19 protein-coding genes and 1 tRNA gene are annotated in these 23,263 nt (G+C 72.2%); 10 read left to right on the forward strand and 10 right to left on the reverse strand.

The genetic code is table 11. From position 1 onward, the window contains the following. Nucleotides 1–314: 314 nt before the first annotated feature. The 3 genes from ND747_RS26045 to ND747_RS26055 form a co-directional block, all read right to left on the reverse strand. Complete coding sequence (locus ND747_RS26045; protein ID WP_251736886.1) at nt 315–1,679, reverse strand: citrate synthase; 1,365 nt, start codon at nt 1,677–1,679, stop codon at nt 315–317. Nucleotides 1,680–1,948: 269 nt separating this feature from the next. Then, nucleotides 1,949–2,776, reverse strand: coding sequence for a response regulator transcription factor (locus tag ND747_RS26050; RefSeq protein WP_251736888.1), 828 nt, complete (start codon nt 2,774–2,776; stop codon nt 1,949–1,951). Between the two features lie 73 nt (nt 2,777–2,849). Beyond that, nucleotides 2,850–4,616, reverse strand: coding sequence for a histidine kinase (locus ND747_RS26055; protein ID WP_251736890.1), 1,767 nt, complete (start codon nt 4,614–4,616; stop codon nt 2,850–2,852). A gap of 341 nt (nt 4,617–4,957) precedes the next feature. On the opposite strand from ND747_RS26055, the gene ND747_RS26060 reads away from it, so the two are divergent. Continuing rightward, complete coding sequence (locus ND747_RS26060; protein ID WP_251736892.1) at nt 4,958–5,389, forward strand: MarR family winged helix-turn-helix transcriptional regulator; 432 nt, start codon at nt 4,958–4,960, stop codon at nt 5,387–5,389. A gap of 3 nt (nt 5,390–5,392) precedes the next feature. Here the strand turns inward: ND747_RS26060 and ND747_RS26065 are convergent, their stop codons facing one another. After that, complete coding sequence (locus tag ND747_RS26065; protein WP_251736914.1) at nt 5,393–6,406, reverse strand: Gfo/Idh/MocA family oxidoreductase; 1,014 nt, start codon at nt 6,404–6,406, stop codon at nt 5,393–5,395. Nucleotides 6,407–6,546: 140 nt separating this feature from the next. Continuing rightward, nucleotides 6,547–7,170, reverse strand: coding sequence for a winged helix-turn-helix domain-containing protein (locus ND747_RS26070; RefSeq protein WP_251736894.1), 624 nt, complete (start codon nt 7,168–7,170; stop codon nt 6,547–6,549). A 579-nt stretch (nt 7,171–7,749) separates the two neighbouring features. Here ND747_RS26070 and ND747_RS26075 point away from each other — a divergent pair. Continuing rightward, complete coding sequence (locus ND747_RS26075) at nt 7,750–8,112, forward strand: DUF2530 domain-containing protein (RefSeq protein ID WP_251736895.1); 363 nt, start codon at nt 7,750–7,752, stop codon at nt 8,110–8,112. Between the two features lie 14 nt (nt 8,113–8,126). Here ND747_RS26075 and ND747_RS26080 read toward each other — a convergent pair whose 3' ends face one another. Further along, entirely contained in the window at nt 8,127–12,041 is a 3,915-nt protein-coding gene (locus ND747_RS26080; protein WP_251736897.1) for a sacsin N-terminal ATP-binding-like domain-containing protein, read from the reverse strand. A gap of 235 nt (nt 12,042–12,276) precedes the next feature. Here ND747_RS26080 and ND747_RS26085 point away from each other — a divergent pair, with 235 nt between their 5' ends. The 3 genes from ND747_RS26085 (at nt 12,277) to purM (ending at nt 16,086) form a co-directional block, all read left to right on the forward strand. Further along, nucleotides 12,277–13,092: a sterol carrier family protein gene (locus ND747_RS26085; RefSeq protein ID WP_251736899.1), complete on the forward strand. Its 816-nt coding sequence runs from the start codon at nt 12,277–12,279 to the stop codon at nt 13,090–13,092. 214 nt (nt 13,093–13,306) lie between these two features. Then, nucleotides 13,307–14,908, forward strand: a complete 1,602-nt coding sequence (gene purF, locus ND747_RS26090; protein ID WP_251736901.1) for an amidophosphoribosyltransferase — start codon at nt 13,307–13,309, stop codon at nt 14,906–14,908. Next, nucleotides 14,905–16,086, forward strand: a complete 1,182-nt coding sequence (purM, locus tag ND747_RS26095; protein WP_251736902.1) for a phosphoribosylformylglycinamidine cyclo-ligase — start codon at nt 14,905–14,907, stop codon at nt 16,084–16,086. The genes purF and purM overlap by 4 nt, the downstream gene beginning before the upstream one ends. Nucleotides 16,087–16,557: 471 nt before the next feature. Here the strand turns inward: purM and ND747_RS26100 are convergent, their stop codons facing one another. Continuing rightward, nucleotides 16,558–16,764 (reverse strand): DUF3073 domain-containing protein, encoded by a 207-nt coding sequence (locus tag ND747_RS26100; protein WP_251736904.1) that lies wholly within the window; start codon nt 16,762–16,764, stop codon nt 16,558–16,560. Nucleotides 16,765–17,172: 408 nt separating this feature from the next. Beyond that, nucleotides 17,173–18,243, reverse strand: a complete 1,071-nt coding sequence (locus ND747_RS26105) for a Glu/Leu/Phe/Val dehydrogenase dimerization domain-containing protein (protein ID WP_251736905.1) — start codon at nt 18,241–18,243, stop codon at nt 17,173–17,175. Between the two features lie 271 nt (nt 18,244–18,514). Between ND747_RS26105 and ND747_RS26110 the strand changes: the two genes are divergently transcribed. From ND747_RS26110 to ND747_RS26130, 5 genes are all read left to right on the forward strand, one after another. Further along, nucleotides 18,515–19,345, forward strand: a complete 831-nt coding sequence (locus ND747_RS26110) for a hypothetical protein (protein WP_251736907.1) — start codon at nt 18,515–18,517, stop codon at nt 19,343–19,345. A gap of 152 nt (nt 19,346–19,497) precedes the next feature. After that, entirely contained in the window at nt 19,498–19,704 is a 207-nt protein-coding gene (gene bldC / locus ND747_RS26115; protein WP_163548267.1) for a developmental transcriptional regulator BldC, read from the forward strand. 385 nt (nt 19,705–20,089) lie between these two features. Then, nucleotides 20,090–20,989, forward strand: coding sequence for a hypothetical protein (locus ND747_RS26120; protein WP_251736909.1), 900 nt, complete (start codon nt 20,090–20,092; stop codon nt 20,987–20,989). A gap of 117 nt (nt 20,990–21,106) precedes the next feature. Next, nucleotides 21,107–21,179: transfer RNA gene (locus tag ND747_RS26125), tRNA-Glu, on the forward strand. Between the two features lie 309 nt (nt 21,180–21,488). Beyond that, nucleotides 21,489–21,650, forward strand: a complete 162-nt coding sequence (locus tag ND747_RS26130; protein WP_251736910.1) for a hypothetical protein — start codon at nt 21,489–21,491, stop codon at nt 21,648–21,650. A gap of 565 nt (nt 21,651–22,215) precedes the next feature. Here ND747_RS26130 and ND747_RS26135 read toward each other — a convergent pair. Both ND747_RS26135 and ND747_RS26140 read right to left on the reverse strand, forming a co-directional pair. Next, nucleotides 22,216–22,938 (reverse strand): anti-sigma factor, encoded by a 723-nt coding sequence (locus ND747_RS26135; protein ID WP_251736912.1) that lies wholly within the window; start codon nt 22,936–22,938, stop codon nt 22,216–22,218. Next, a partial coding sequence (locus ND747_RS26140) for a sigma factor-like helix-turn-helix DNA-binding protein (RefSeq protein ID WP_285901156.1) occupies nt 22,935–23,263 on the reverse strand: 329 nt, incomplete at its 5' end. The genes ND747_RS26135 and ND747_RS26140, both read right to left, overlap by 4 nt.

A 23,263-nucleotide genomic window follows, 5' to 3' on the forward strand; every position in this document is an offset into this window, starting at 1 on the left:
CTCCCGGTCGGCAACTTCCGGTACTACTCGGTCACCTCGAGCGTCCCCCGGCTCGGGCCGGCCGACTACCAGCTGCGGGGGGGCGGGCGGGGGGGGCGGGCGCGCCCCCCCCCCCCCCCCCCCCCCCCCGCGCGCCCCCCCCCCCCCCCCCCCCCCCCCCCCCCCACGGGGTCGGGATGTGGCGATGTCCGTCCAGGACGGGGCGGGAAACGTGGCACTGGACGGACGGTACGCACCGACAGCCGGAGGCACGGAGCGGGCGAACCGAAACGGATCGGACGCCGCCCCGCGGTGGCTGTCGTTACTGCTCGCGGCTAGCGCAGCGGGCGCTCCGGGGCGGCCTGGGCGGCCTGGGCGGCGATGGGGTCGATGTTGGAGTCGACCGACTTGCGCTCGTCCATCGGGGTGTAAGGCCGCTGGTCGTAGCCGACGTAGAGCTGCCGCGGGCGGGCGATCTTCTGCTCGGGGTCGAGCAGGCCCTCCTCCCACTGGGCGAGCCAGCCGGGCATCCGGCCGATGGCGAACAGCACCGGGAACATCTCCACGGGGAAGCCCATGGCCTGGTAGATGATGCCGGTGTAGAAGTCGACGTTCGGGTAGAGCTTGCGGGAGACGAAGTACTCGTCCGACAGCGCGATCCGCTCGAGCTCCATGGCGAGGTCCAGCAGCGGGTTCGTGCCGGTGACCTTGAAGACCTCGTCGGCGACCTGGCGGATCACCCGGGCGCGCGGGTCGTAGTTCTTGTAGACCCGGTGGCCGAAGCCCATGAGCTTCTTCTTGCCGTCCTTCACCTGGGCGATGAAGGCGGGGATGTTCTCCACCGAGCCGATCTCGGCGAGCATCCGCAGGACCTGCTCGTTCGCCCCGCCGTGCAGGGGGCCGTACAGCGCCGAGATGGCGGCGGCCGCCGCGGAGAACGGGTCGGCCTGAGAGCTGCCGACGGCGCGCATCGCGTTCGCCGAGCAGTTCTGCTCGTGGTCGGCGTGCAGGATGAACAGCACGTCAAGGGCGTGCTCGAGGTTCGGGTCCGGCTCGTAGCGGGGCTCGGTGGCCTTCCACATCATGTTGAGGAAGTTGCCGGCGTAGGACAGGTCGTTGTCCGGGTACACGTACGGGAACCCGACCGAGTGCCGGTAGGAGTACGCCGCCAGCGTCGTGATCTTGGCGATCAGTCGGACGATCTGCAGCCGGCGCAGGCCCGGGTCGTCGATCCGCTTGGCGTCCGGGTAGAAGGTCGACAGCGCGCCGACCGTGGAGACCAGCATGCCCATCGGATGGGCGTCGTGGTGGAAGCCATCCGTGAACTTCTTGATCGACTCGTGCACCAGGGTGTGGTGCGTGATCTCGTCTTCCCAGGTCGACAGCTCGTCGGCCGAGGGCAGCTCGCCAGCCAGCAACAGGTATGCGACCTCGAGGAAGCTGCTCTTCTCGGCGAGCTCCTGAATCGGGTAGCCGCGGTAACGCAGGATGCCGGCGTCGCCGTCGATGAACGTGATGGCGCTCCGACAGCTTGCTGTGTTCGTGAACGCCGGGTCGTATGTCATCAACCCGAAGTCGTCGTCGCTCGTCTTGATCGAACGAAACGCGCTCGCCCGTACCGTGCCGTCCGTGACCGGGATCTCGTACGTCTTGCCGGTTCGGTTGTCGGTGACGGTCAGGGTGCTGACCTGCTCGGACACGCCGGGCTCCTCTCGCGGTGGCGATGCCGTGTGGTACGGCCCTGGCCCCAGCCGGGGCGCGCATCCGGGTACGGAGCGCTCACGCCGGTTCGCTGGCTCACATGGTTGTTCCCAAGTCTGGCCGCTGACGCCGGCACATGCGCGTGATCGGTGAGCCTCGTCCCACGTGTGCTGCACCACCTCGATCGAGACGGCCCATGTAGCGACCGTTGCGATGCGGCGGGGCACGAAGTGTGACAGATCGACGACGTTCGGCCGCCGTCCGTTACCTACCCGATGGGGGCGGAGGCATCCGTCCTTTCGGCGGCCGGATGCGCGCCATTGCGACCGCCGGTGCCGAGGTCGCCGGAACCTCTCGGACCGGTGCTGCCGGTGCCGGGGCCACCGGGGCCGGTGCCGCCCGGCCCGAGACCTCCCGGGCCGGTGCCGGGACCACCGGGGCCGGCGCCGCCGGCGGCGCGTAGCCAGGCCAACACGGCCAGGACCCGGCGGTTGTCGTCGGTGGAGGCGGGCATTCCCAGTTTCGTGAAGACGCCGGCGATGTGGTTCTCGACGGTCTTGGGGGCCAGGTGCAGCCGGGTGCCGATGCCCTGGTTGGACCGGCCCTCGGCCATGTGCGCGAGGACTGTCCGCTCCCGCGGGGTGAGCCGGGCCAGCTCGTCGGCGTGGCGCCGGTGCGCGAGCAGACCGGCGACGATCTCCTCGTCCAGGACGAGCCGCCCCTCCGAGACCCGGCGCAGCGCGTCCAGCAGGGCGCTGACGTCGTCCACCCGGTCCTTCAGGAGGTAGCCGAGGCCACCGGAGTCGTCACCGAGCAGGCGGAGCGCATAGGGGACCTCGGCGTAGGTGGACAGCACCAGCACGGCGATTCCCCGGTGCCGGGCCCGGATCCGCTCCGCGGCGACGAGGCCCTCGTCGGTGAAGGTCGGCGGCATCCGGATGTCCACGATGACGATGTCGGGCTGGCTGCGGGCCAGCTCGTCGATCAGTTCGTCCGCGGTGGCCGCCTGGGCGACGACCTCGACCCCCGACGTGGTCAGCAGGATCGCGAGACCCTCCCGGAACAGTGTTGAGTCATCCGCGATCGCTACCCGCACAGGTTCTCCCCCTGGTGTTGCCGGACGGGACGCCTCACGGCGCCCACCAGATGTGTCGGCCGACCCGGGACCGTCAGCACGGGATGTTCGCCGTCAACCGGGTGCCACCGCCGGACGGGCTGGCGATCACCAGCGCGCCGCCGAGGGCCCGGACCCGATCCGCGAGCCCCGCCAGACCGCCGTCGTCCACCTCGACGGCGCCACCCTTGCCGTCGTCGGCGACGTCGATCCGGACGACCGCACCGAGATGACGCACCGTCACCATCGCCCGGGTTGCGCCCGCGTGCTTGACGGTGTTCGTGAGTGCCTCGCAGATCGTGTAGTAGGCGCCCGTCTCCAGGACGGCGTCGAAGCGTTCCGCGGTGACGTCCAGTTCGACCTCGACCGGCAGGGATGCTGTGACGACCTCCAACGCCGGTCGAAGCCCACCCTGGCTGAGCACGGCCGGGTGGATACCCCGGGCCAGACTGCGCAGATCGGCCAGGGCGTACCGCAGATCCTCGCGGGCGGCTTCGATGGCCAAAATCGTATCGGGATCGGTCGCCTTCGTCCGAGCAAGTCCGAGTCTGGTGGCCAGGGCGAGCAGCCGTTGCTGGGCGCCGTCGTGCAGGTCCCGTTCGAGCCGTTTGCGCTCGTGCAGGCTGGCCTCCACCAGCCGGGCCCGGGAGGCCCGTACGGCGTCGAGCTGGGCGGCCACCGTGGCGTGCAGCCGGGCGTTCTCCAGGGCCAGCACGCTCGCCTGCACGGCCGCGGCGACCAGATCGCTGTTGCGGCGCATGGCCGGTGCGGCCGTGATCACCGCGAGGGGTGCCCCCGCCGACGTCCGGACCTGCATGATCAGCTCGGCCGCGTCGGCCGGCGGTGGCGTGCGGACGTTGCCGTCCGCGTCGGCGTGGAGTTCCTGCTCGGGCAGCCAGATGAGAATCTCGGCCGAGCCGTCGTGCAGAGCGGTGCGCAGGGCCGTGCGGACCGCCTCGACAGTCGGCGGGCTCGGCAGCGTGGCGAGCAACTGGGCGATTCGGGCGCGGACGAACACCCGGCGTAGCACGGCGATCGCGAACGCCACCGGGATCGTCAGCAGGACGAGGGACACCGCGGTGAACTCGCCGCCGATGGAGTCGCTGCTCGGGCTGTACGCATAGATGTTCACCGCGGCCGCGAGCAGGAAGGCGATGAGCACCGCGAGGGCCACCGGCTGGAAGATCCGTCGGTCGAGCTCGGAGTACTGGCGCAGCCGTTCCCGCACGACCAGCAGGAACGCGCCGGCGAGCAGCAGGGTGAGCATGTCCAGTGCCCGGACGATGCCGTCGTAGGTGCCGTGATCGATCGGCGATCCGTACCACCACAGGTTCGCGGCGGTCGCATAGCCGAACCACTGCGGACGGGAGATGGCGATCAACGCGAGATTGGCCACCGGCACGACCAGCACGGCGACGACCAGCAGCGCCCGTTCGAGGTTGTTGCGCAGCCGCCCCGACGGATAACGCAGCACACCCCAGCCGATGCAGATCCAGAAATGGGAGTAGGCGAACGAGGACACCAGCGCTGACGGCCCGTCCACCCAGGTCGCCGTCCAGGACAACGACCACAGCAGACCGCCGAGTGCGAGCGCGCCGGTCACGCTGCCCAGCGACTCCTCCCCGTTGAGCATGATGGCGGTGAGGACGAAGGCCAGGGCGACGGCGACGTTGATCGCAGCGGCCAGCGGAGTGGTCCGGAAAGCGGGCGCCTGACAGGCGATGGCGAACGCGGTCGTGCCGGATCCGCCGATGGCCAGACACCAGGACCGGTGCTTGGCGGCGCAGGCGGCGATACGGCTGGGCACGCGGGGGTGGGGCACGTCAACCAACGTTATGTAGCCGGGATCTCACTCGGCAAGGGTCGCATATCGATTGCCGCGTTCGGCGGGATACCCCCGGTATCCACAGGTGGATAACCCCTGGGCAACAGGTGAGGTTGCCCCGAAGCGGCCGGCCACTGTCCGGGTGGAACCTGGAGAGGGGATCGGCACCGACGGTGATCGCACTCGTTCGGCGCGTGCCGGTCCCGCCGGGGTCGGCCGCCGCCGGGGGGCGGCCGGACCCGGCCTCGGAAGTTCCTGACGGCACGGGCATTGTGCGATCGCGGCCAATCTTCGGGGGTGGCCGGAGGTGACCATCCGGCGCCGAGTACCGTCAGACGATGGAGACCGGGACGGCGCGGGACGCCGAACTCGCGTCCGCGCTGCGGCTGTCGGTGATGCGCCTGTCCCGACGGATGCGCCAGGAGCGGTCCAGTCGGCTCACCCCCACGCAGACATCCGCCCTGGCCTCCCTGGAGCGGCGCGGGCCGATGACCCTCGGTGAGATCGCCGCGCACGAGCGGGTGCAGCCGCCCTCGATGACCCGGGTGATCGCGCATCTGGCCCTTGAGGGGTTCGTCGAGCGCCGTCCGCATCCCACCGACGGCCGGCAGGTGATCGTCGAGGTGACGGACCGGGGCCGGGACCTGCTCGCCGACGACCGGCGGCGCCGGGACGAGTGGCTGACCGCCCGGCTGGCCGAGCTGTCCAGCGAGGATCTCGCCGCACTCAACCAGGCCGCGCCGATCCTCGACGCCATCGCCGGTATCTGAGGCCTACAGCTCAACCCAGCCGCCCCGGCGGTGGGAGGCGCCGGCCGCGGCCAGCAGCCGGTTTGCGGCCAGCAGGTCGTGGAAGGTCGCCCCGCGCACGAGCCGCGGGTCCTCGAGCTCGGTGGCCCGCACGACGTCGCAGGTCGCCTCCCGCAGCCCGGGCCGGTGCGTGGTCGCCGCCGGCAGCACGAGTTCCTGGACCCCGTGCTGGTCCTGGCGACGCACCTGCTGCCCTCGCACGACCAGCCGACCCTGCTGGCCGCACACCGTGATCGTGGCGGTGTCGAGGGCCCCGTCCATCCGCTCGTTGACGAGGACGGTGGCGCCGCTCGCGGTCAGCAACGCCAGGGTCACCGGCGCGTCCGGAGTCAGCGCGGCGGCCGGCATCGCCGTGCGGTCGGCGCAGACGGCGAGGATCTCACCGCACCACCGGATCGCCAGGTCCACGATCTCGACCCGGCCGCCCGGCCCGGTCGGGGCGCCGACCACGGTCATCTGGGTCAACCGCCCCAGGGACGCCACCGTGGCGGCGACGTGGGTCGCGACCGGCCAGGCCCGTCCGTCCAGGGCGACGACATGGGCGAGGTCACCCTCCTCGGCGAGGTCGGCGACAGCCCGCAGCGCCTCGTCCGCCGGCCCGGCCGGCCCGGCGAGCAGCACGTGCAGGCCGGCCTCGGGCGCCCGCCGCGCGACGATGTCGGCGCCGGGCGGCCGAGTCTCGACGCAGACCGCCTCGATGTCGTCGGACAGCAGGGCAAGCAGATCGGGGTAGGCCCGGGCAACGCCCGCCTCGGCCGCCCAGGCCAGCGACTCCAGTGGCTCCGGTGCGAGCAGCCCGACCACGTCGACACCCGCGTCCCGCAGCACGCCCACGGTCGTGCTCTGCGACCCGTCGGTGACCAGTGCCATCGCCAGCGGCAGGTCCGGCTGGCCGCGGCGCTCCGTGCGCCGCAACTCCCGCCAGCCGACGGCCAGGTCCGGGTCACGCGCTGGTACCAACTCCGGTAGCGTTGTCACGCTCTGATAGTGCCCGGAGCCGGCGCCGACGTGACGGCGGTGGTGCTGATTGCCGCCCAGAGCGTACGGAGCCGCGGGCTGTGCCCCCTGATCCGGCGCCCGCATGCGCGCACCGGATCAGGGGCACGTCCTCCCACGACCTACCCGATGGCCGGATCGTCGAACAGGCGGTAGCGGTAGCCCACCCGGCGCACCGTCTCGATGCGGTACCGGTGCTCGGGGCCCAGCTTGCGCCGCAGCCGGGTCACCAGGACGTCGACGGTGCGCAGGTCCGGAGCCGTCTCGTCGTCGGGCCGGTGCCCCCACACCGAGGCCAGCAGCGCCTGGCGGCTGTGGGCCGTCCCCGGGTGGGTCAGGAAGAAGTCCAGCACCTCGAACTCAAGGTAGGTCAGTGCCAGCGCGCGCCCGTCCACGGTCGCGAGCCAGGCGCTGCGGTCGGTCCACACACCCTGGCGGGGCGGGGCCGGCAGGGGCGCCACCGGGCGAACCGGCTGCACCGGGCGCAGCGCCGGCCCGGTGGTGCGCCCGGTCTGGGTCGGGTGCAGCGGCTGGACCGGGTGGGTGGGCTGGGGTCCCCGGGCGGACCCGGCCCCGGAGCGGGACTGCACCGGCATCCGGGACACCGGTTGGCGGTGCACGGTTGTCGTGGTGTCGACGGCCGGACGGGGCGGTACCGCCGGACGGGGTGGTACCGCCGGACGGTTCGGGACGGCCGTGGTGAGCCGGGAGGTGCGGTACGGCAACGTGGTGCTCTGCGCAGGCATCGCTGGCCTTTCGGTCAGTGGCGGGTTCCGGTCACCGACGTCGGACGATCACGGCCGGGCGGTCGGATGGCGGGGCCGGACAGCCCGGCCGCGCGGTGTTCTATCCGCCCGCGTCCGGGCTGGTCAGGGCATCTCGGCGGGGCCGAGCAAGGCCCGGTTCCGGATCCCTGAATGCAGCGGGCTCCGGGACTGTCGGCGCTGGGACCGTCGGCGAGACGTGTGATCGTCAGAACGTGTGATCGGCGGAGTGGGACGAACCAGCACGGTCGGGGGCGGCGGGCCGAACGCGTGCGGGCGTCGGCCGGGGAGCACGTCGGCGGTCGACGAACGACTCCAGACCGGGAACGCGGTGGAGCCGGAACCGAAAGGCCGGCGGCGAATCAGCCGGCCGGACAGGCAGCCGAGGCGACACGGAGCAGGTCGATATAGCTCCGGGTGACCAGCATCAGCTGCTTAAACACAAGAGCAACGGAAGCACACCTTGTCGATCGCCGCCAGGGAGATTGACTGTGACGTGGTTCACGTGGTGCTCGGGATCGTGCTGTGATTGCGGTACATCGGTCGGGTAGCGTCGCCCCCGTGAGCGCGTCCGACCGCACCGACCCGGCCGCCAGCGACCCGACTCCGCCCGCCCTGACCTCGGCCGACACACCCACCGCCGAGGCCGCGGCAACCGGCGCCGCGGCTGACACCGGCGCCGCGGCCGCGTCCTCGGCTGCCGTCCCGCCTGAGGCGCTGCCCTATGACGGCGTCGCCTCGGTGGCCGCCGGCACCGTGCTGTGGGCGATCGCCGCCGTCATCGGGCTGATCATCGTCGGCGATCTGCGCGACGACGGCCATCTGTGGTGGCTCGCGACGGCGCTGTGCGGCTTCGGCCTGGGGCTGCTGGGGCTGTGGGTCGTCATCCGACGGCGTAACCGGCTGCGCTCGGCGCACGCCTGACCGGAGCCGCCGGCTCAGGCCTCGTCGAGGTCGTCCTCCGCGGCTCGGGAGGCCGCTCCGGCCGGGTCGCGCAGCTCCGCGGCGAGGGCATGGCGCCGATCCCACTGCCCACCCCGCCAGGCCAGCGCCCGGGCCAGCGCGTCCGGTCCCGCCTGCGCGTCGACATGCACCTCGCCGCCGATTCCCCCGATCACCCGCCACGGGATCCGGGTCGGCCGACCGGACAGGTCGGCGACAAGCAGGGGGTGGTGCACCCGGTACGGCGTCCCGTCCGGGGCCTGTGCGCGCTCACCACCGGGTTCACCGGCGAACCCGGACCCGCCGCCCTCGACGGGATCGCCGCCCGGATCGGTGCCGACGTCACCGGAGATGACCTGGGACGCCAGCGGTACACCGAGCACGTGCGCGGCCTCGGCCGCCCGGTCCAGCGGCAGGCGCAGCGCGCCGCGTCCGGCAAGCAGACCGAGCATGTCCGGCGCGTCCACGACGACCGCCTCGTCGCCCGCCAGCACGCCCTGCGGGGTCCGCACCGTCAGCGGTGGGTCGAAGCGGTCCGCGCCGGCGGTGCGGTCGGGGGCGGCCAGCATTCGGGCGACGGCGTCGACCGCGGCGATGTACAGGATGCGAGCTGCCGGCCACGCGACGTCCCGATCGGTGTCGCCGAGCCGGTCCAGCAGGTCCATCACCGCGCCCAGATCACCGAGGACGTCCTCGAGGGTCTGGCGGGCACCGAGATGGCGCAGGAACTCGTCGTCGACCCCCGGCAGCACCCCGGCCGGCGCGAACAGCCCGGCGAGCAGGGGATCGGCGCTGGGCAGCAGCAGCTCACGGGGCGGCAGCAGGGAACCGCCCGGCACCGGCAGGACGGCGTGCCGGGCCAGCCACCAGCGGGTGTAGGACGGCTCCGGGGTGAACACGACCTCGCGCAGCGGGGGTCGGGCAAGCTGGGCGAGCGCCTCGGGCCAGGCCGCGGAGTCGACCAGCTCAAGGTCCCGCACGGCCGCGAAGACGCCGATCATCGCCGGGGCCGGCGGCCCGCCAGCCGGTGGGCGGCGCAGGTTGCCCGCCGCCGCCGCGGCCAGGAGCACGCCTGCGGCACCATGGTCACCGTCCGCGACGTCGTTGACCCAGGTATCGCTGTCGTCAAGGTCGAGCAGGATCTGCTCGTCGGCGTCCAGGGGCAGGTCGTAGGTGCGCAGGACGCCGAACGAGTGCAGCACGCCGACCCGTTCCAGCACGTCCGTCGACCAGGCCCGGACGATCCCCGGCGCGAGGGTCGAGAACGGAGCGTCCTCGGCCAGCACCTGATCCAGTGGTCCACCGCCGACGAGCAGCTCGCCGGCCGGCGCGAACTCGCCGTCCTGACCGTCGCCGTGATGCCCACCGCCGTCGTGGTCGTGGTCGTCGTGGTCGTCGTCGTCCGCGGTGGGCAGGAGCAGGTCGGCGAGCCAGTCGAGACCTGCCGAGCCCTCCTCACCGGCGTCACGCACCAGGGCGAGCACCGCTCCCGCCAGCGCCAGCAGATCGTCCGGATGATCGTCCGGATCGGCGTCGAGGACGGCCTCGCGCACCGCCGGATCCCGCAGCACCCCGGTCGGAGTCCCTTCCACCGCGCCCAGGGTGCGCAACGCGTCGCGGGCCGAGCCGGCGCAGGCATCCGGATGGACCACCCGCAGCGGCAGCCCGGAACGGATGAGCGCGACCACGTCCAGATCGGCGGTAGGCAGCAGCGTTCCCCGTGGCCCGGTGACCATCCGCGTGCCCAGTTCGCCGGCGTCGGACGATCGCCCCTCGACCTGGGACGCCGCCGCGTCGACCTGGGCTGGGCCCGGGCCGGGCAGGTCGCCGGCGGGCAGCTCGGCGAGCGGGACCGGCAGCGCCCCCAAGGCATCCCGGTCGGGCACGCTGACCAGCAGCGGATACAGCCGTCCCCACCACTGCGGGGGACGGGGCAGGCCGGTGAGCAGGTCGACCAGCGCGGCACTGTCCACTCGCCGTACGCCCAGCAGGTCCAGCGCCGTCCGCCACCGCCGGGATGCGTACTGCGCCGGCAGCAGACCGGGTACCGGCTGCTCGGTGCCGACCGGTCGCCCGGTGTCAGCGGACTGCTCGGGCGCTTCCCGGTCGTCGAGCCTGTCGTCCAGCCCCCTGTCGGGACCCTCGGCAGGACGGCGGCCGAGGCGCTGGGCCGGGAGCCGGCCCGGATCCCCGTCCGGGTGGTCGGCGGGTTCGGTGAGCAGGGCGGTGACCGCTTCGGTGGCCGGGCCCAGATCGCCGACCAGGCAGTCCCGGCCGAGTCGATCGCCGGGGAACAGCGCGGCGTCCGGCAGCAGCCGCACCAGGGCGTCCCGCAGACGGCCGTCCACCTCGCTCTGGGGCAGTCCGGTGGGGACCAGGGTCAGAGCGGCCAGCGGGCCGAGCTCGGGGGAGCCGTCATCCACCGTGACCGGACCGGTACCAAGGTGGGTGGCCAGTGCGACCGTGGCGGCGGCCAGCTCGTCGGTCAGCCGATCGCGCAACGGCCCGGCGATCGTGTGCCGCCGGGACGGATCAAGCGGCAGTTCGACGCTGGCCAGGACCGGCACAGACAGCGGCTCGTCGGTGGGCTGCGGCGCGCGCAGCACCTGCGGCACCCCCGCCGGCCAGCCATGATCAGGCACCATGACCCGGGCGGTGAACCCGGTCCGGCTGCGCTCCTCGATCGGCCGGTCGGCGAGCAGCCGCGCCGGGATTCGTCCGCGCCGGACGATTCCCCGCCAGCGCTCGCCGTTCAGGTCGGCGATCTCGATCTGTTCGTCCGCGATCTGTTCGTCCACGGGCTGTTCGTCCGCGGGTTGTTCGGCCAGGAGTGACGCGGTCGACAGCTGTCCGTCGTCGAGCTGCTGCTCGGTGTTCGGATCGCGCCGGAGGATGGGGCCGCCGCGGTGCCATCGGCAGGTCAGCGTCCGTACGTCACCGTCGATATCGATGATGATCTCGCCCGGGCCGCCGAGTACCAGTGGCAACGTCGGGTCGAGGCCGAGCAGCAGCTCCTGGGCGAGGGTCGCGGCGGCCTCGTCGCGCAACGGCAGGCGGACGACGGTGTCGTACCCGTCGGGCGGCGGCGTGTCGGTGATCGAAAAGGGGAGACGCAGGATCGGCACGGCCCCGTCTCGGCGGGCCAGTTCCGTGGCGAGCGGGCTGCGCCCGGCGTGCCGGCGGGAACCGCCCGGCGTGGCGCCGGGCTCGCCTGCGCCCACAGCGTCGCCTGCGTCCACAGCGTCGAGGGCGTCGAGGGCGTCGGCATTCGTAGCGTCGCCATTTGTTTTGTCGCCGGACGATACGTTGCTGCGTGCTGCCACTGCCTCGATCACCCGGGCTTTCGACCAGGCAACCCCGGTCGCCGTCGGCAGCCCACCGCCCCCGCCGCCCCGCGAAACGATCGAGGGCTCATCCGTCACGGCGAGGACGGCCGCAAACCCGGCGCCGAAGCGTCCGATCGCCCCGGACGGTGCATCCCGCTTGGTGGAGGCACGCAGCGTGGACAGCGCCTCGACCCCGGCCGCCGACAACGCGACCCCGGTGTTGGCCACCTCCAACAACCCGCCCGGTCCCGCCCCGGCGACCACCGCCCCGGCCGGCGGGGACTGCGCGGCCCGGGCGGTCGTCAGCCGCAGGTGGACCCGTGCCGGCACGCCGGCCTCGGTCGCCGCGTCCAGTGCGTTCTGCAGCAGTTCCACGACCAGCCGGTCACGGTAGGCGCCGAGAGCCGCGTCCTCCTCGGCGTTGGCGTCCTCGCGGAACCGGGCCGGCGAGGCGGCCCACGCGTCCAGCACGCGGCGCCGGATCGCATCGGTCTCGAACCTGGAGTTCTCGGACCCGGAGTTCTCGGACCCGGAGTCGGCGGACCTGTGGCTGTCAGAGGCGGTGCCTGCGGCGGTCGGTGACACGTCCCCATCCTCGTCTCTCCCGGCGATCCACCGCGTCGCCGGGCCGATCGACCAGCGGGCAGACTGTGGTGCGGACGGCAGGAGTGCTCCGTGGCCCGCCATGTTTTCCGCTGGCAGGACGTCCGGCGTTGCCGCGTTGCGCTGTTGCCGCGTTGCGCTGTTTCGGCATGGGGCTGTTTCGGCATGGGGCTGTGCCGGCATGGGGCTGTTTCGACGATCGGTGGGGTGAACGATGATGGCAACTCGTCTCGGCGCGTCCCGGGGTCGTCGCGGGACGGCGCCGAGGCTGCCCGAACTCGCCGAGGTCCTCGCGGCACAGTGGACGGCGGTTGCCGAGGTGGTCGACGGGCAGCCCGACGACGCGTTCGGCGCAGCGGCAGGCACCCTGCCCGGCTGGACGATCGGTGCCATCACGATGCGTGCGACCCGCTCGGTGCATGGCCTGACGGAGGTCCTGGCACTGCCCGGCGGGCCGGGGGACGACGGCGGCGGTGGACGTCCGGTGTCCGCCCTGGATCGGCTGCGCCACCTCAGTGGCGCAGGGGTGTGGGCGGTCGAGCCGGGCGTCGACGTCGAGGGGGAGCTGCCGATCGGAGCCGGCCGTCCCGGGGTGGTCCGGGAACAGTTCACCGCCGAGGTCGCGACCGCTCGGCGGGCACTCGCCCGCCTCGCCGAGCCGTCGGCGAACGCGGCGCAGCTCGGCGAGTTCCTGCGGGCCGCGGTGGTCGAGGCGGTGCTGCACGGACTGGATCTGGGGGTCGAACCGGCGCGCCCGGCGCTGCGGGTGGCGACCAGACTGGTGGCGGACCTGTTCGCCGTGCAGGTACCGGGACATGCGGTGGAGCTGCGGGTGCCACCGTTCGCCGCCGTTCAGATCGTGGCCGGGCCGCGGCACACCCGGGGGACTCCGCCGAACGTGGTCGAGGCCGGGCCGGTGCCGTTTCTGCTGGTGTGCACCGGGCGGGTTCGCTTCGCGACGGCCGTCGCCGACGGTCGGATCACGGCCAGCGGGGAGCGGTCCGACCTCACGGCCCAGCTGCCGCTGCTGTGACGCCCCGTTGCGTGACGTCGCCGTCCCGGCGGGGCGGTGACGTCTGCGCGGCGGCGCCGGCTGCGGTGTGACGATGACAACGGGCGGCTGTCAGCCGACAAACGCGTAGCTGGGGCCGATGTGAGAGGTCGCTGCTAGCGTGGATGGGGCACCGCGCCGACGTTTCTTCGGTGTTACTGATTCTCCGGTGTTACCGAGTAGTCGAGGAGTCCTGGTGCCAGACGTTGCCGCCCGCTCCGGCCTCGAGGGTGAGCCGTGGCCCGACCCTTCCGACGATCCCGGCCCCCGGGACGCCTGCGGCGTCTTCGGCGTCTGGGCGCCTGGTGAAGACGTAGCGAACCTCACATACTACGGATTGTACGCACTCCAGCACCGTGGTCAGGAGGCGGCCGGTATCGCCGTCGGCGACGGTCGCACCGTGGTGGTGTTCAAGGAGCTGGGTCTCGTCGCGCAGGTCTTCAACGAGCGGACACTGTCGAGCCTGGCCGGTGGGCATCTGGCCGTCGGGCACACCCGCTACTCGACGACCGGCTCGTCCACCTGGGAGAACGCCCAGCCGTCCTACCGCACCGCCCGCTTCGGTGGCCCGGTCGCGCTCGGCCACAACGGCAACCTCACCAACATCGTCCAGCTGGCCCGGGAGCTCGGCGCCGAGCGGGACCGACTGCGCGCCACCACCGACTCCGACCTGATCACCGCGATGCTCGCCGATCACCCCGGGCCGACGCTGGCAGACGCGGCGATGGCCGTGCTGCCGCGGCTGGCCGGGGCGTTCTCCCTGGTCTTCGCGGACGCGTCGACCCTGTATGCCGCCCGCGACCCGCACGGTATCCATCCCCTCGTGCTCGGTCGGCTCGCCGACCATCCGGCCGGGGCCTGGGTCGTCGCCAGCGAGACCGCCGCGCTCGACATCGTCGGTGCGACGTTCGTCCGCGAGGTCGAACCCGGCGAGATGATCATCATCGATGACTCGGGGGTGCGGTCGCGCACCTTCGCCCGGGCGGACCCGCACCTGTGCCTGTTCGAGTACGTCTACCTCGCCCGGCCGGACACGGCCATCGCCGGGCGTTCGGTGCACGCCGTCCGGGTGGACGTGGGCCGTCAGCTGGCCCGGGAGGCGCCGGTCGAGGCGGACCTGGTCATCCCGGTGCCGCAGTCCGGGGTGCCCGCCGCTGTCGGCTACGCCGAGCAGTCCGGCATCCCGTTCGGCGAGGGGCTGGTGAAGAACTCCTACGTGGGGCGCACGTTCATCCAGCCGTCCCAGACGATCCGTCAGCGCGGCATCCGGCTGAAGCTCAACCCGCTACGTGAGGTGATCGAGGGCCGCCGGCTCGTCGTCGTCGACGACTCGATCGTGCGCGGCAACACCCAACGGGCGCTGGTGCGGATGCTGCAGGAGGCCGGTGCCGCCGAGGTGCACATCCGGATCTCCTCGCCGCCGGTGCGCTGGCCCTGCTTCTACGGCATCGACTTCGCCACCCGGGCCGAGCTGATCGCAAGCGGAGCCGGGGTGGAGGAGATCCGTGCCTCGCTCGGCGCCGACTCGCTCGCCTACGTCTCCCTGGACGGCCTGGTCGCCGCGTCCCACCAGCCGGCGCGGTCGCTGTGCCGGGCCTGCTTCGACGGTATCTACCCGGTGCCGCTCGCCGAGTCCGACAAGCTCGGCAAGCACCGGCTGGAGCCGGGCAGCGCGGCGCAGACCACTGCGGAGCTGATCGCCGAGGCGATGCGCCGAGAGGTGACCCTCGGTATGAACGGTGCCGACCCGTCCCCCGACGGCCACGACGCGGATCTCGCCGAAGCGAGGCCGATGTGAATCCAGGGGGAGGGTCCTACCGCAGCGCCGGCGTCGACGTCGCTGCCGGTGACCGGGCTGTTGAGCTGATGCGTGGCTCGGTCGCCCGGGCGACCCGGCCCGAGGTGGTCGGCGGGCTCGGCGGCTTCGCCGGCCTGTTCGCCCTCGACACCAGCCGCTACCGAAAGCCGTTGCTCGCCTCGTCCACCGACGGCGTCGGCACCAAGATCGCTATTGCCCGGGCGCTGGACGTGCACGACACCGTCGGCATCGACCTGGTCGCCATGGTCGTGGACGATCTCGTGGTCTGTGGTGCCGAGCCGCTGTTCCTGCTCGACTACATCGCCTGTGGCCGGCTGGTCCCCGAACGCATCGCCCAGATCGTCGCCGGTATCGCGACGGGCTGCGAGCAGGCCGGGGCGGCGCTGGTCGGCGGGGAGACCGCCGAACATCCCGGCCTCATGGGTGCCGACGACTACGATCTGGCCGCGACGGGGGTCGGGGTCGTCGAGGCCGACGCCGTGCTGGGGCAGGAGCGAGTCCGGCCCGGGGACGTGGTCGTCGCGATGGCCTCATCCGGCATCCACTCCAACGGCTTCTCGCTTGTGCGGCACATCCTGTGCGGTCCCGTTGATTCTGACCAGCCCGGAGGGGTTTCCGCTGCCGCACTCGCCGGTCTGAGGTCCTACGTCCCGACTCTCGGCGCCACGCTGGGCGAAGCCCTGCTGATTCCGACTCGCATCTACGCCCGGGACTGTCTGGCGCTGGCCGCAGCGGTCGAGGTGCATGCCTTCGCCCACATCACCGGCGGCGGGCTCGCTGCCAACACTGCCAGGGTCATCCCCGCCGGCCTTGTCGCCAGCCTCGACCGGGCCACCTGGGCGGTGCCACCGATCTTCGACCTGCTCGCGGAACGCGGCCAGGTCACCCGTGCCGACGCGGAGCAGACGTTCAACCAGGGCGTCGGCATGATTGCCGTGGTGGCACCCGCCGCCGTCGATGACGCTCTGGCGGTGCTCGCCGAACGGGACGTGCCTGCCTGGATCATCGGCAGCATCGCCGAGACCGACGGCTCGGCCGCCCGACCGGCCGGCCCGAACGGCGCGGCCGGCCAGCCGGATGGCCCGAACGAGACGCTGGCGGACGGGTCGCAGACCACGCTCGGCGCTCGTCTGACCGGCACTCACCCCGCCGCCTGATCCCCGTCCCCACCGCCACCCGAAACCCGCATCGCCGCTACTCTCCGCGGCGAATGGTTTACCAAGATCCGTCTACGCGGGTTGTCGTGGCGGCAAGACGGACACCGTCGGGCGCAGCGTCCTGGCCGAACGCCTGGCGTCACCGTGGGTGCGCCGCACCATGGGCGGGCACGCGGCGTCGCCGCCGGGCATGCCACCCCATGGTCGGGCGCGCAGCACCATCGCGGGGCAGGCAGCATCATGGTCGGACGACCGCTGCCACCGCGGGTGCGCTGCCTTGACCCGGAGACTGACCTCGCGCGGGGTCTGAAAACGCCCGCGTGAGGCCTCGACCCGAGGCTGCCCACGACCTGAGTCGTGGGCAGCACGGCAGAACAGCGGTTGCCCTGGCCGGAGCCTGGGCGACCACCACCATCAGCGACCGCACCACGGTGAGCCAACCATGGTGGAACGGTTACTGCCGTGACGCTGTCAGCGCGAGGAGTGGCGATCGTCCTCGTCGTCTGCATAAGCGTCGTAGCCGTAATCGTCATCGGCGTACGCTTCGTCGCTGCTGTTCTCGCGCGTCGAGCCCGCGCCCAGATCCGCCTTCAACCGGTCGAGATCCATATTGGGCGAGTTGTACTTGAGCTCGCGGGCGACTTTCGTCTGCTTGGCCTTAGCTCGGCCGCGCCCCATGGCTCGACCCCCTCGAACATGACGACGGGGACCCGCCCCGGTGCTCTCACTGTCTCGTGCTTCCCGAGACTACAGGGACCGGAGGCCTCTCGGCACGCCAACCCGACACTTGCCTGCCCTCGGACAAGATGTCCACGATCGGAAGCACTTCGTGAAGCTGCCTGTCCCGCGGCCCGTGCGGGGGGATCGGCACCGCTCAGCGGTCCCGTCGGAGTGCGCCACAGCCGGCTCGGATGTGGTTACCGTCACGTTCTGCCGACGGTGGGCGGTCGGCTCCCGGCACGCCAGCGGACGCCTTCACTCCAGCCGGACAGCCGCCGTCCGGGCAAAGGACGGCGGCCGGACGGCGCCCGACCGCCCGGCCAAGGGCGCCCGGTGGCCGTTCGCCAGGGCGCCGATGCCGGGCGCTCAGGGCACCAGAAAGCGGCGAAGTCGGCCGACCTGGGTCATCCGCTGCTCGGCGATCCGCTCGGCGGCCTCGACCGGAGTGAGGCCCTCGTCGTCCGCGAGCCGGAACACGGCGGTGGTCGTGTCGAAGATGCGGGCGGCGCGGGCCCGGGCCCGTTCGGGGGAGTACCCCTCGATCTCGTCGGCGACCTGGATCAGTCCACCGGCGTTGACGACGAAGTCGGGGGCATAGAGCACGCCGGCCTTCGCGAGCTCCGCACCGATCTCCGGGGTCGCGAGCTGGTTGTTGGCGCCACCGCAGACGATCGCCGTACGCAGCCGGGCGGTGGTGGTCGCGTTCAGCGCCCCACCGAGAGCGCACGGTGCGTAGACGTCGAGGTCCTGGTCGAGCAGGGCGTCCGGGTGCTCGACGGTGCGGGCGGCGGGGTACTGGGCGGTGAGCCGGGCGAGCGCGGCCGGGTCGACGTCGGCAGCGACCACGGCGGCGCCGTCCGCGAGCAGATGGCCCACCAGCCGCCGGCCCACCTTGCCGACGCCGTTGACGGCAACGAGGCGTCCGGACAGGCTCGCCGTTCCCCACCGGTGGCGGGCGGCGGCCCGCATCCCCTCGAACAGGCCGAAGGCGGTCAGCACGCCCGAGTCCCCCGACCCACCGTGCTCGGGCGAACGTCCGGCCACCCAGCGGGTCTCGCGGGCGATGACGTCCATGTCGTCGACGTATGTGCCGACATCGCAGGCGGTGACATACCGCCCGCCGAGCGAGGCGATGTGGCGGCCGTAGGCCCGCAGCAGTGGCTCGGACTTGTCCCGCTCCGGGTCGCCGACGATGACGGCCTTGCCGCCGCCGAGGTCCAGGCCGGCGCACGCGGCCTTGTAGGCCATCGCCCGGGACAGGGCGAGCGCGTCGGCGAGAGCAAGCTCGTCGTCGGTGTAGGGATGGAAGCGGGTGCCGCCCAGTGCCGGCCCGAGGGCGGTCGAGTAGACGGCGATGATCGCGCGTAGTCCGCTGGCCGGATCCGAGCACAGCAGCACCTGTTCGTGCTCGGCGACGGTGTCGAACAACGACGGCATGGCGCACCTCCTGGCGGAGTCGGGCAGGCGGGTCGACTCCTCGCGCACCCTACGGCCCCGGTAGGCCGGACGGGGTGCCCGCCGACGTGCCAGGATCGGGCCATGCCAGGTTCCAGGGCATCCGCGTGGGTGTCGTCCACGGCGCCCCGGTGTCGGCAGTCCGCGCGGCGTCACCAGCCGGTGCGGCGTCACCAGCCGGTGCGGTGTTGCCAGCCCCTGGGGCACCACCAGCAGGCCGGATGTCGGTCGCGTCCGGTTTCGGGGAGCTGACGTGCCCATCGTGTCACCCGCCTCGTATCTGCGCGTGTATGAGCCGCTGGCCGCCTTCTCGGCCGCCGAGCGCAGTCGTTGGCAGCGCTATGCGGCCGCGGGGCCACCGTCGCGGCGGGTCGGCTCCCGGCGCGAGCGGGTCGTCTCGCTGCTGGCCGCCGTCCGACCGACGCTGGACGTCGCCGACGAGTCGGCGTTCGTGCAGTGGATCGACGGACTGATGTTCATCTGCCCCTGGTCGACGCAGCTACGGGTGTGGCAGTCGGCGCTGGAGTTCCGGGCCGTGCTGCCCGACCGGGTCGCCGAGGCGTTCCTGCCCCGGCGGATCACCGATCCGGCCGAGGTGGAGCTGGACCGCTGGAAGTCGCGTCGCCCGGCGCTGAAGGTTCACGTCCAGTCGTGCACCTGGATGGTGCCGCCGTCGTGGTTCCTGCTGTTCGACCCGGCCGAACGCTCCCTGGTCACCGGGGACACCGCCGAGCGGTCGATGATCTACCGGACCACCATGAGCCTCGCCCGGCGCCGGGCGGCCCGCGCCGTCGAGACGGTGGAGACGCTGCGCGCCACCTCGACCGATGCCCCCACCGTGGAAGGCGTCGGCGATCTGGCCCGTTGGCTGGGGTCCTTCCATCCGCAGAGCAGGGTCGAACTGGACTACGACGGGCTAGTTGACCTGCTGGACGATGACATGCTTCGGCGCGACAGCTCCGTAGAGGACATCGTTGAGGCAGTCGGTGCGTTACGCCGAGGGCGAACAGATCTTGCCGCGGAGGCCTACGAGCGCGTCCTCGTTCGCTGGAGACCCCTGCAAGCACGGGAATCTGCAAGCTGAACGACGCATGCCGTTAACGCAGAGTCGCCGTCGGCTTCGGACGAGCTGTGACTAGTCAGCAGATGGTCCCGACGTGCCATGTCCGAAATGCCCCCGAAGGATGCACGATCTGTATGGGACGGAGCGACGCTCTGTGACGGGAGGCCAACAGAATGACGACACGTACGCCGGACGCCGAGCCGTTGCTGACTCCGGCCGAGGTAGCGACCATGTTTCGGGTTGACCCGAAGACCGTTACCCGGTGGGCGAAGGCAGGCAAGCTCACGTCGATTCGGACCCTGGGAGGGCACCGCCGGTACCGGGAGGCCGAGGTGCGCGCCCTGCTGAAGGGGGTCCCGAGCCTGGGAGGCGATATCTAGATCACGTACGCACTGACGTGTGACGGCACGGCTGGAGATGCCTTCCGCGCCACCCGCGAGCGGCCTGACGGCCGTGAGCCGGGGTGCGGATGATCGGCTGGGTGCGATGGGACGCTGCAAGCCGGAACCTGCCTCTTCGTGCGCCGACGTCACACGAGTGAGGACCACCTGAGCACCGGGAGGGCACAGGGTGGACCTTTTGGGGAACCGGCGGACGGTCCGAGGACCGTCCGCCGGTCTCATCCCGCGTAGGCCCGGCCGCATGCTGGCCCGGGCAGTTCGCGGCATCACCCGGCAGGCATCACGTGCTGCCGGGAGCATGGTGATGCTGCCGGGAGCACGGTGATCCAGAGATGGGTGGCACCGTGATCACCTGGCGGTCATCGTGAGCGATGCCGCCTGGTCGACCGTGCGTTCAGCCGTGCCCGGCTTCCTGCCGAGCACGCACGCGTTCCGGTTCACCAACAGCTTCGCCGCCGATCCACTGCTCGGCTTTGCGTCGCCCCGGCAGGCCGGCGTTGCCCCGTCAGGGGATGGCGCCCTGCCCGGGGTTCCAGCCAGGCTCGGGGTTCCAGCCAGGCCCAGCCCAGCCGAGTTGGCGGCCAGGCGGATGTTCATCGGAATCGGAGACGCCAGCCGGGGGCTCTGCGGTGGAATGATCTTTGCGGTGCGCGACCTGTTCGAGGCCGACATCGAACCCCCGCTCGACCCGACCCCGCCGCGTTACGGCTCGCCGCTGTACGCCTATCTGGTCCGCCGCCTGTTCGCGAGCTTCGACCTTCCCCGGGGCGTCCTGCGCTACTACGCCCTGATGCGGGCCCCCGACGAGCGGACCCCCGGCGCACGCCCGGCCGGCCGCCCGCGGCTGCCGCGGCCCAGCGGTGTGCGGTACAGCAGTGCGCGGTACAGCATCACGCAGGAGTGGCCCCGCATCCGGCTCGACCTCGACACCGGCCGGCTCGCCCCCATCGGAATCATCACCGTGCGCTCGGCGGACCCGCTCCGGCTCGGCCTGAACCACCAGGTGCTCGCCTACGCCTACGAACAGGCCGGCACCGTGGTGACCCTGCGTCTCTACGACCCGAACACCCCCCGGGACCGGGCCGACGACGTCACGATGTCCTTCGACCTCGCGGGCCCCCACGGCCCCGCCGGCCTCGACCCGACCCATGGCCCCGTCCCATCGATCAGCCACACGATCGCGATCGGCGGGCGACCGGTGCGCGCGCTGTTCCACACCCGCTACCACTGGGCTGACCCACGCCCGGCCCTCGGCGGCTCGTAGGGCCACGGGTTCGTGCTCGGGTTTGTCTGCTGGCCAGGCCATCCCCTATGCTGGCAGTGCTTCAGAGGATCGATCACCGGGTGAGCCCAGGCCAGCCTGTGCCGCGATCATCGGTCCGCCCCCATCGTCTAGTGGCCCAGGACGTCGCCCTTTCAAGGCGGTAGCACGGGTTCGAATCCCGTTGGGGGCACACCTCGATCACCAGTCAAAACCCCTGGTACACCAGGGCTTTTGGCTTCGCGAAGCTTCCTTGGACGGTCCGGCTGATGCCGGCACATTCAGGAGTGCGCGCCTGGACGGGGTTGACGACGGAGCAGCGATCCACGATGCGTCGTGAGATCACCAGCTCGCCGGGGATGGCGCCGGCTGGCCCACCCCCACGGCGACCGCCACCGGAGTTCAGGACCTCGCCGGCGGCGGCTCACAGATCCTCACCACCTACGACCGCACCCGATGCGGACGCCTCGTCGTCCTCGGCGAGCCCGGGGCGGGCAAGACCGTGCGGCTGATCCGACTCGCGCTGGACCTGCTCGTTCGCCGCCAGCCCGGCGAACCCGTTCCACCACTGGTCCCCCTCGCTTCCTGGAACCCCGACGGGCCGAGCCTGCCTGTCCTCGACGGCCTCGACGAGGTCCGCGCGGCAGCCGCGCCCGGACGCTAGCCAAGATCAACGCCACGTTGGCGAATCACGCCGGCATCGTCCTGTCCTGCCGGACGAGGGCGTTCCGTCACCTCACCTTTCTCGCCACCACCTCGAACGGATCTGCCGGTCAGGCCCGCCGAGGAGTCCCCGACCTTCAGGCGAGTACGGCACGCTCGCCGCCATGAGTTGTGGCGCGTCGCGCACCCGTTCGACCCGGAGACCGCTGTCCGGGCCATCTGCTGGTTCCCGGCCGGCGACCGTGTGGACGGGTGCCGTCGCGGACTCCCGCCCCGCAAGCGCATGGCGTGCGCGCCTGAAAGCAGGCTACGACGATCAGTCGATGGGCCCGCCATCGACGCTGAGGGGACCGCGGGCCAGCGAGCATCGCGAGCCACTCACCATGGTCCTGGAGATCCACGGCTTGGACGGCGAGCCGGGAAAACGTCTCAGGCATCGTGCCGGCGCGAGCGATCAACGACGTGCTGGCCTGAACCGTTGGCGCGTAGATCATCGTTGGCGAGCGGGCTTTCCGCTCAGCGGGCCAGGGGTGGATCCCGCGGGTTCTGCCTCGTCCGGGTTCGCCTCAGCCGGACAGTGGGGCGGAGCCGATCACTGCGCTGGTCGGCTGCTTGGAGCCGCCGGCCGGCTCGATCGTCACCTTCACGGCGGTCGCTTCCTTGCTGAGCGTGACGAGACGATGGGCCCGCCCGGCGTTGCCCGCGACGATGCCGGCGGACTCGACGCCCTTCGGGCTCGCCGCCCACAGCTGGTACACCCGGTTCGCCGGCAGGTCGGGCAGCTCGCGGACGTCGACGAACGCCCGGCCCGCCACGGAGACCACCGCGATCCGGCCGCCGCCGGCCATCGGCCGTGCCGACTGGGCCGCCACCTCGGATGCGACGGTCTCCAGGTCCGCGGCCTGCGCCCGCACGTCGGCGAGCTGATGGCGCTGGCTGATCGTCTCCGCGCCGACCACGCCGAGCGCTGCGAAGGCGACGACCGCGGCGGCGCCGGCGGCGATCGCCAGGAAGGTCGCCCGCCGCTGCCCGCGGGAACGCCGGTCGGCGAGCCGGGGCGGCAGCTGCGCCGTCCCCTCGATCTCCCGCAGGACCGCCGCGCGCAGCGACGCCGGCGGCGTCATCGGGACCGCGCCGCCCATCGTGGTCGCGACCGCCCGCAACTCCCGCAGTTCCGCGGCGCAGCCGGGGCAGTCGCCGAGATGCGACTCCAGCCTGGCACGGTCGGCTTCGTCCAGCGCGTCGAGTGCGTAGGCGCCGATCAGCGTGTGTGCCTCCGGCGACGTCATGCGCCCACCCCCAGGCAGTCGCGCAGGCGGATCAGTCCGTCGCGCATGCGGGTCTTCACGGTCGGCACCGGGGTCGCGAGCATCTCCGCGACCTCCCGGTAGGTGTAGCCGCTGTAATAGGCCAGGGAGATCGACTCCCGTTGCAGATCGGTGAGGCCCTGCAGACAGCGGCGTAGACGCTCGTATTCCATCCGCAGCTCCACCTGTTCGACGACCTCGTCGTAGCCGGTCTCGGCGCCCCGGGGGGCGCCGGCGGGGCCCCCGCCCGGCTCGGCGCCCGTCGAGTCCTGCTCGTCGCGGTGGCGCTCTACGGGCTGTCCTCGCT

The sequence above is a fragment of the Frankia sp. R82 genome, from assembly GCF_023716925.1.
Taxonomy (GTDB): domain Bacteria; phylum Actinomycetota; class Actinomycetes; order Frankiales; family Frankiaceae; genus Frankia.

Bases quoted from the DNA above. Each gene is read 5' to 3' on its own strand.
- ND747_RS26070 (WP_251736894.1), bottom strand. From the start codon at position 7,170: ATGCCTGCGCAGAGCACCACGTTGCCGTACCGCACCTCCCGGCTCACC.
- ND747_RS26060 (WP_251736892.1), top strand. From the start codon at position 4,958: ATGGAGACCGGGACGGCGCGGGACGCCGAACTCGCGTCCGCGCTGCGG.
- ND747_RS26105 (WP_251736905.1), bottom strand. From the start codon at position 18,243: ATGCCGTCGTTGTTCGACACCGTCGCCGAGCACGAACAGGTGCTGCTG.
- ND747_RS26135 (WP_251736912.1), bottom strand. From the start codon at position 22,938: ATGACGTCGCCGGAGGCACACACGCTGATCGGCGCCTACGCACTCGAC.
- ND747_RS26100 (WP_251736904.1), bottom strand. From the start codon at position 16,764: ATGGGGCGCGGCCGAGCTAAGGCCAAGCAGACGAAAGTCGCCCGCGAG.
- ND747_RS26085 (WP_251736899.1), top strand. From the start codon at position 12,277: ATGGCAACTCGTCTCGGCGCGTCCCGGGGTCGTCGCGGGACGGCGCCG.
- bldC (WP_163548267.1), top strand. From the start codon at position 19,498: ATGACGACACGTACGCCGGACGCCGAGCCGTTGCTGACTCCGGCCGAG.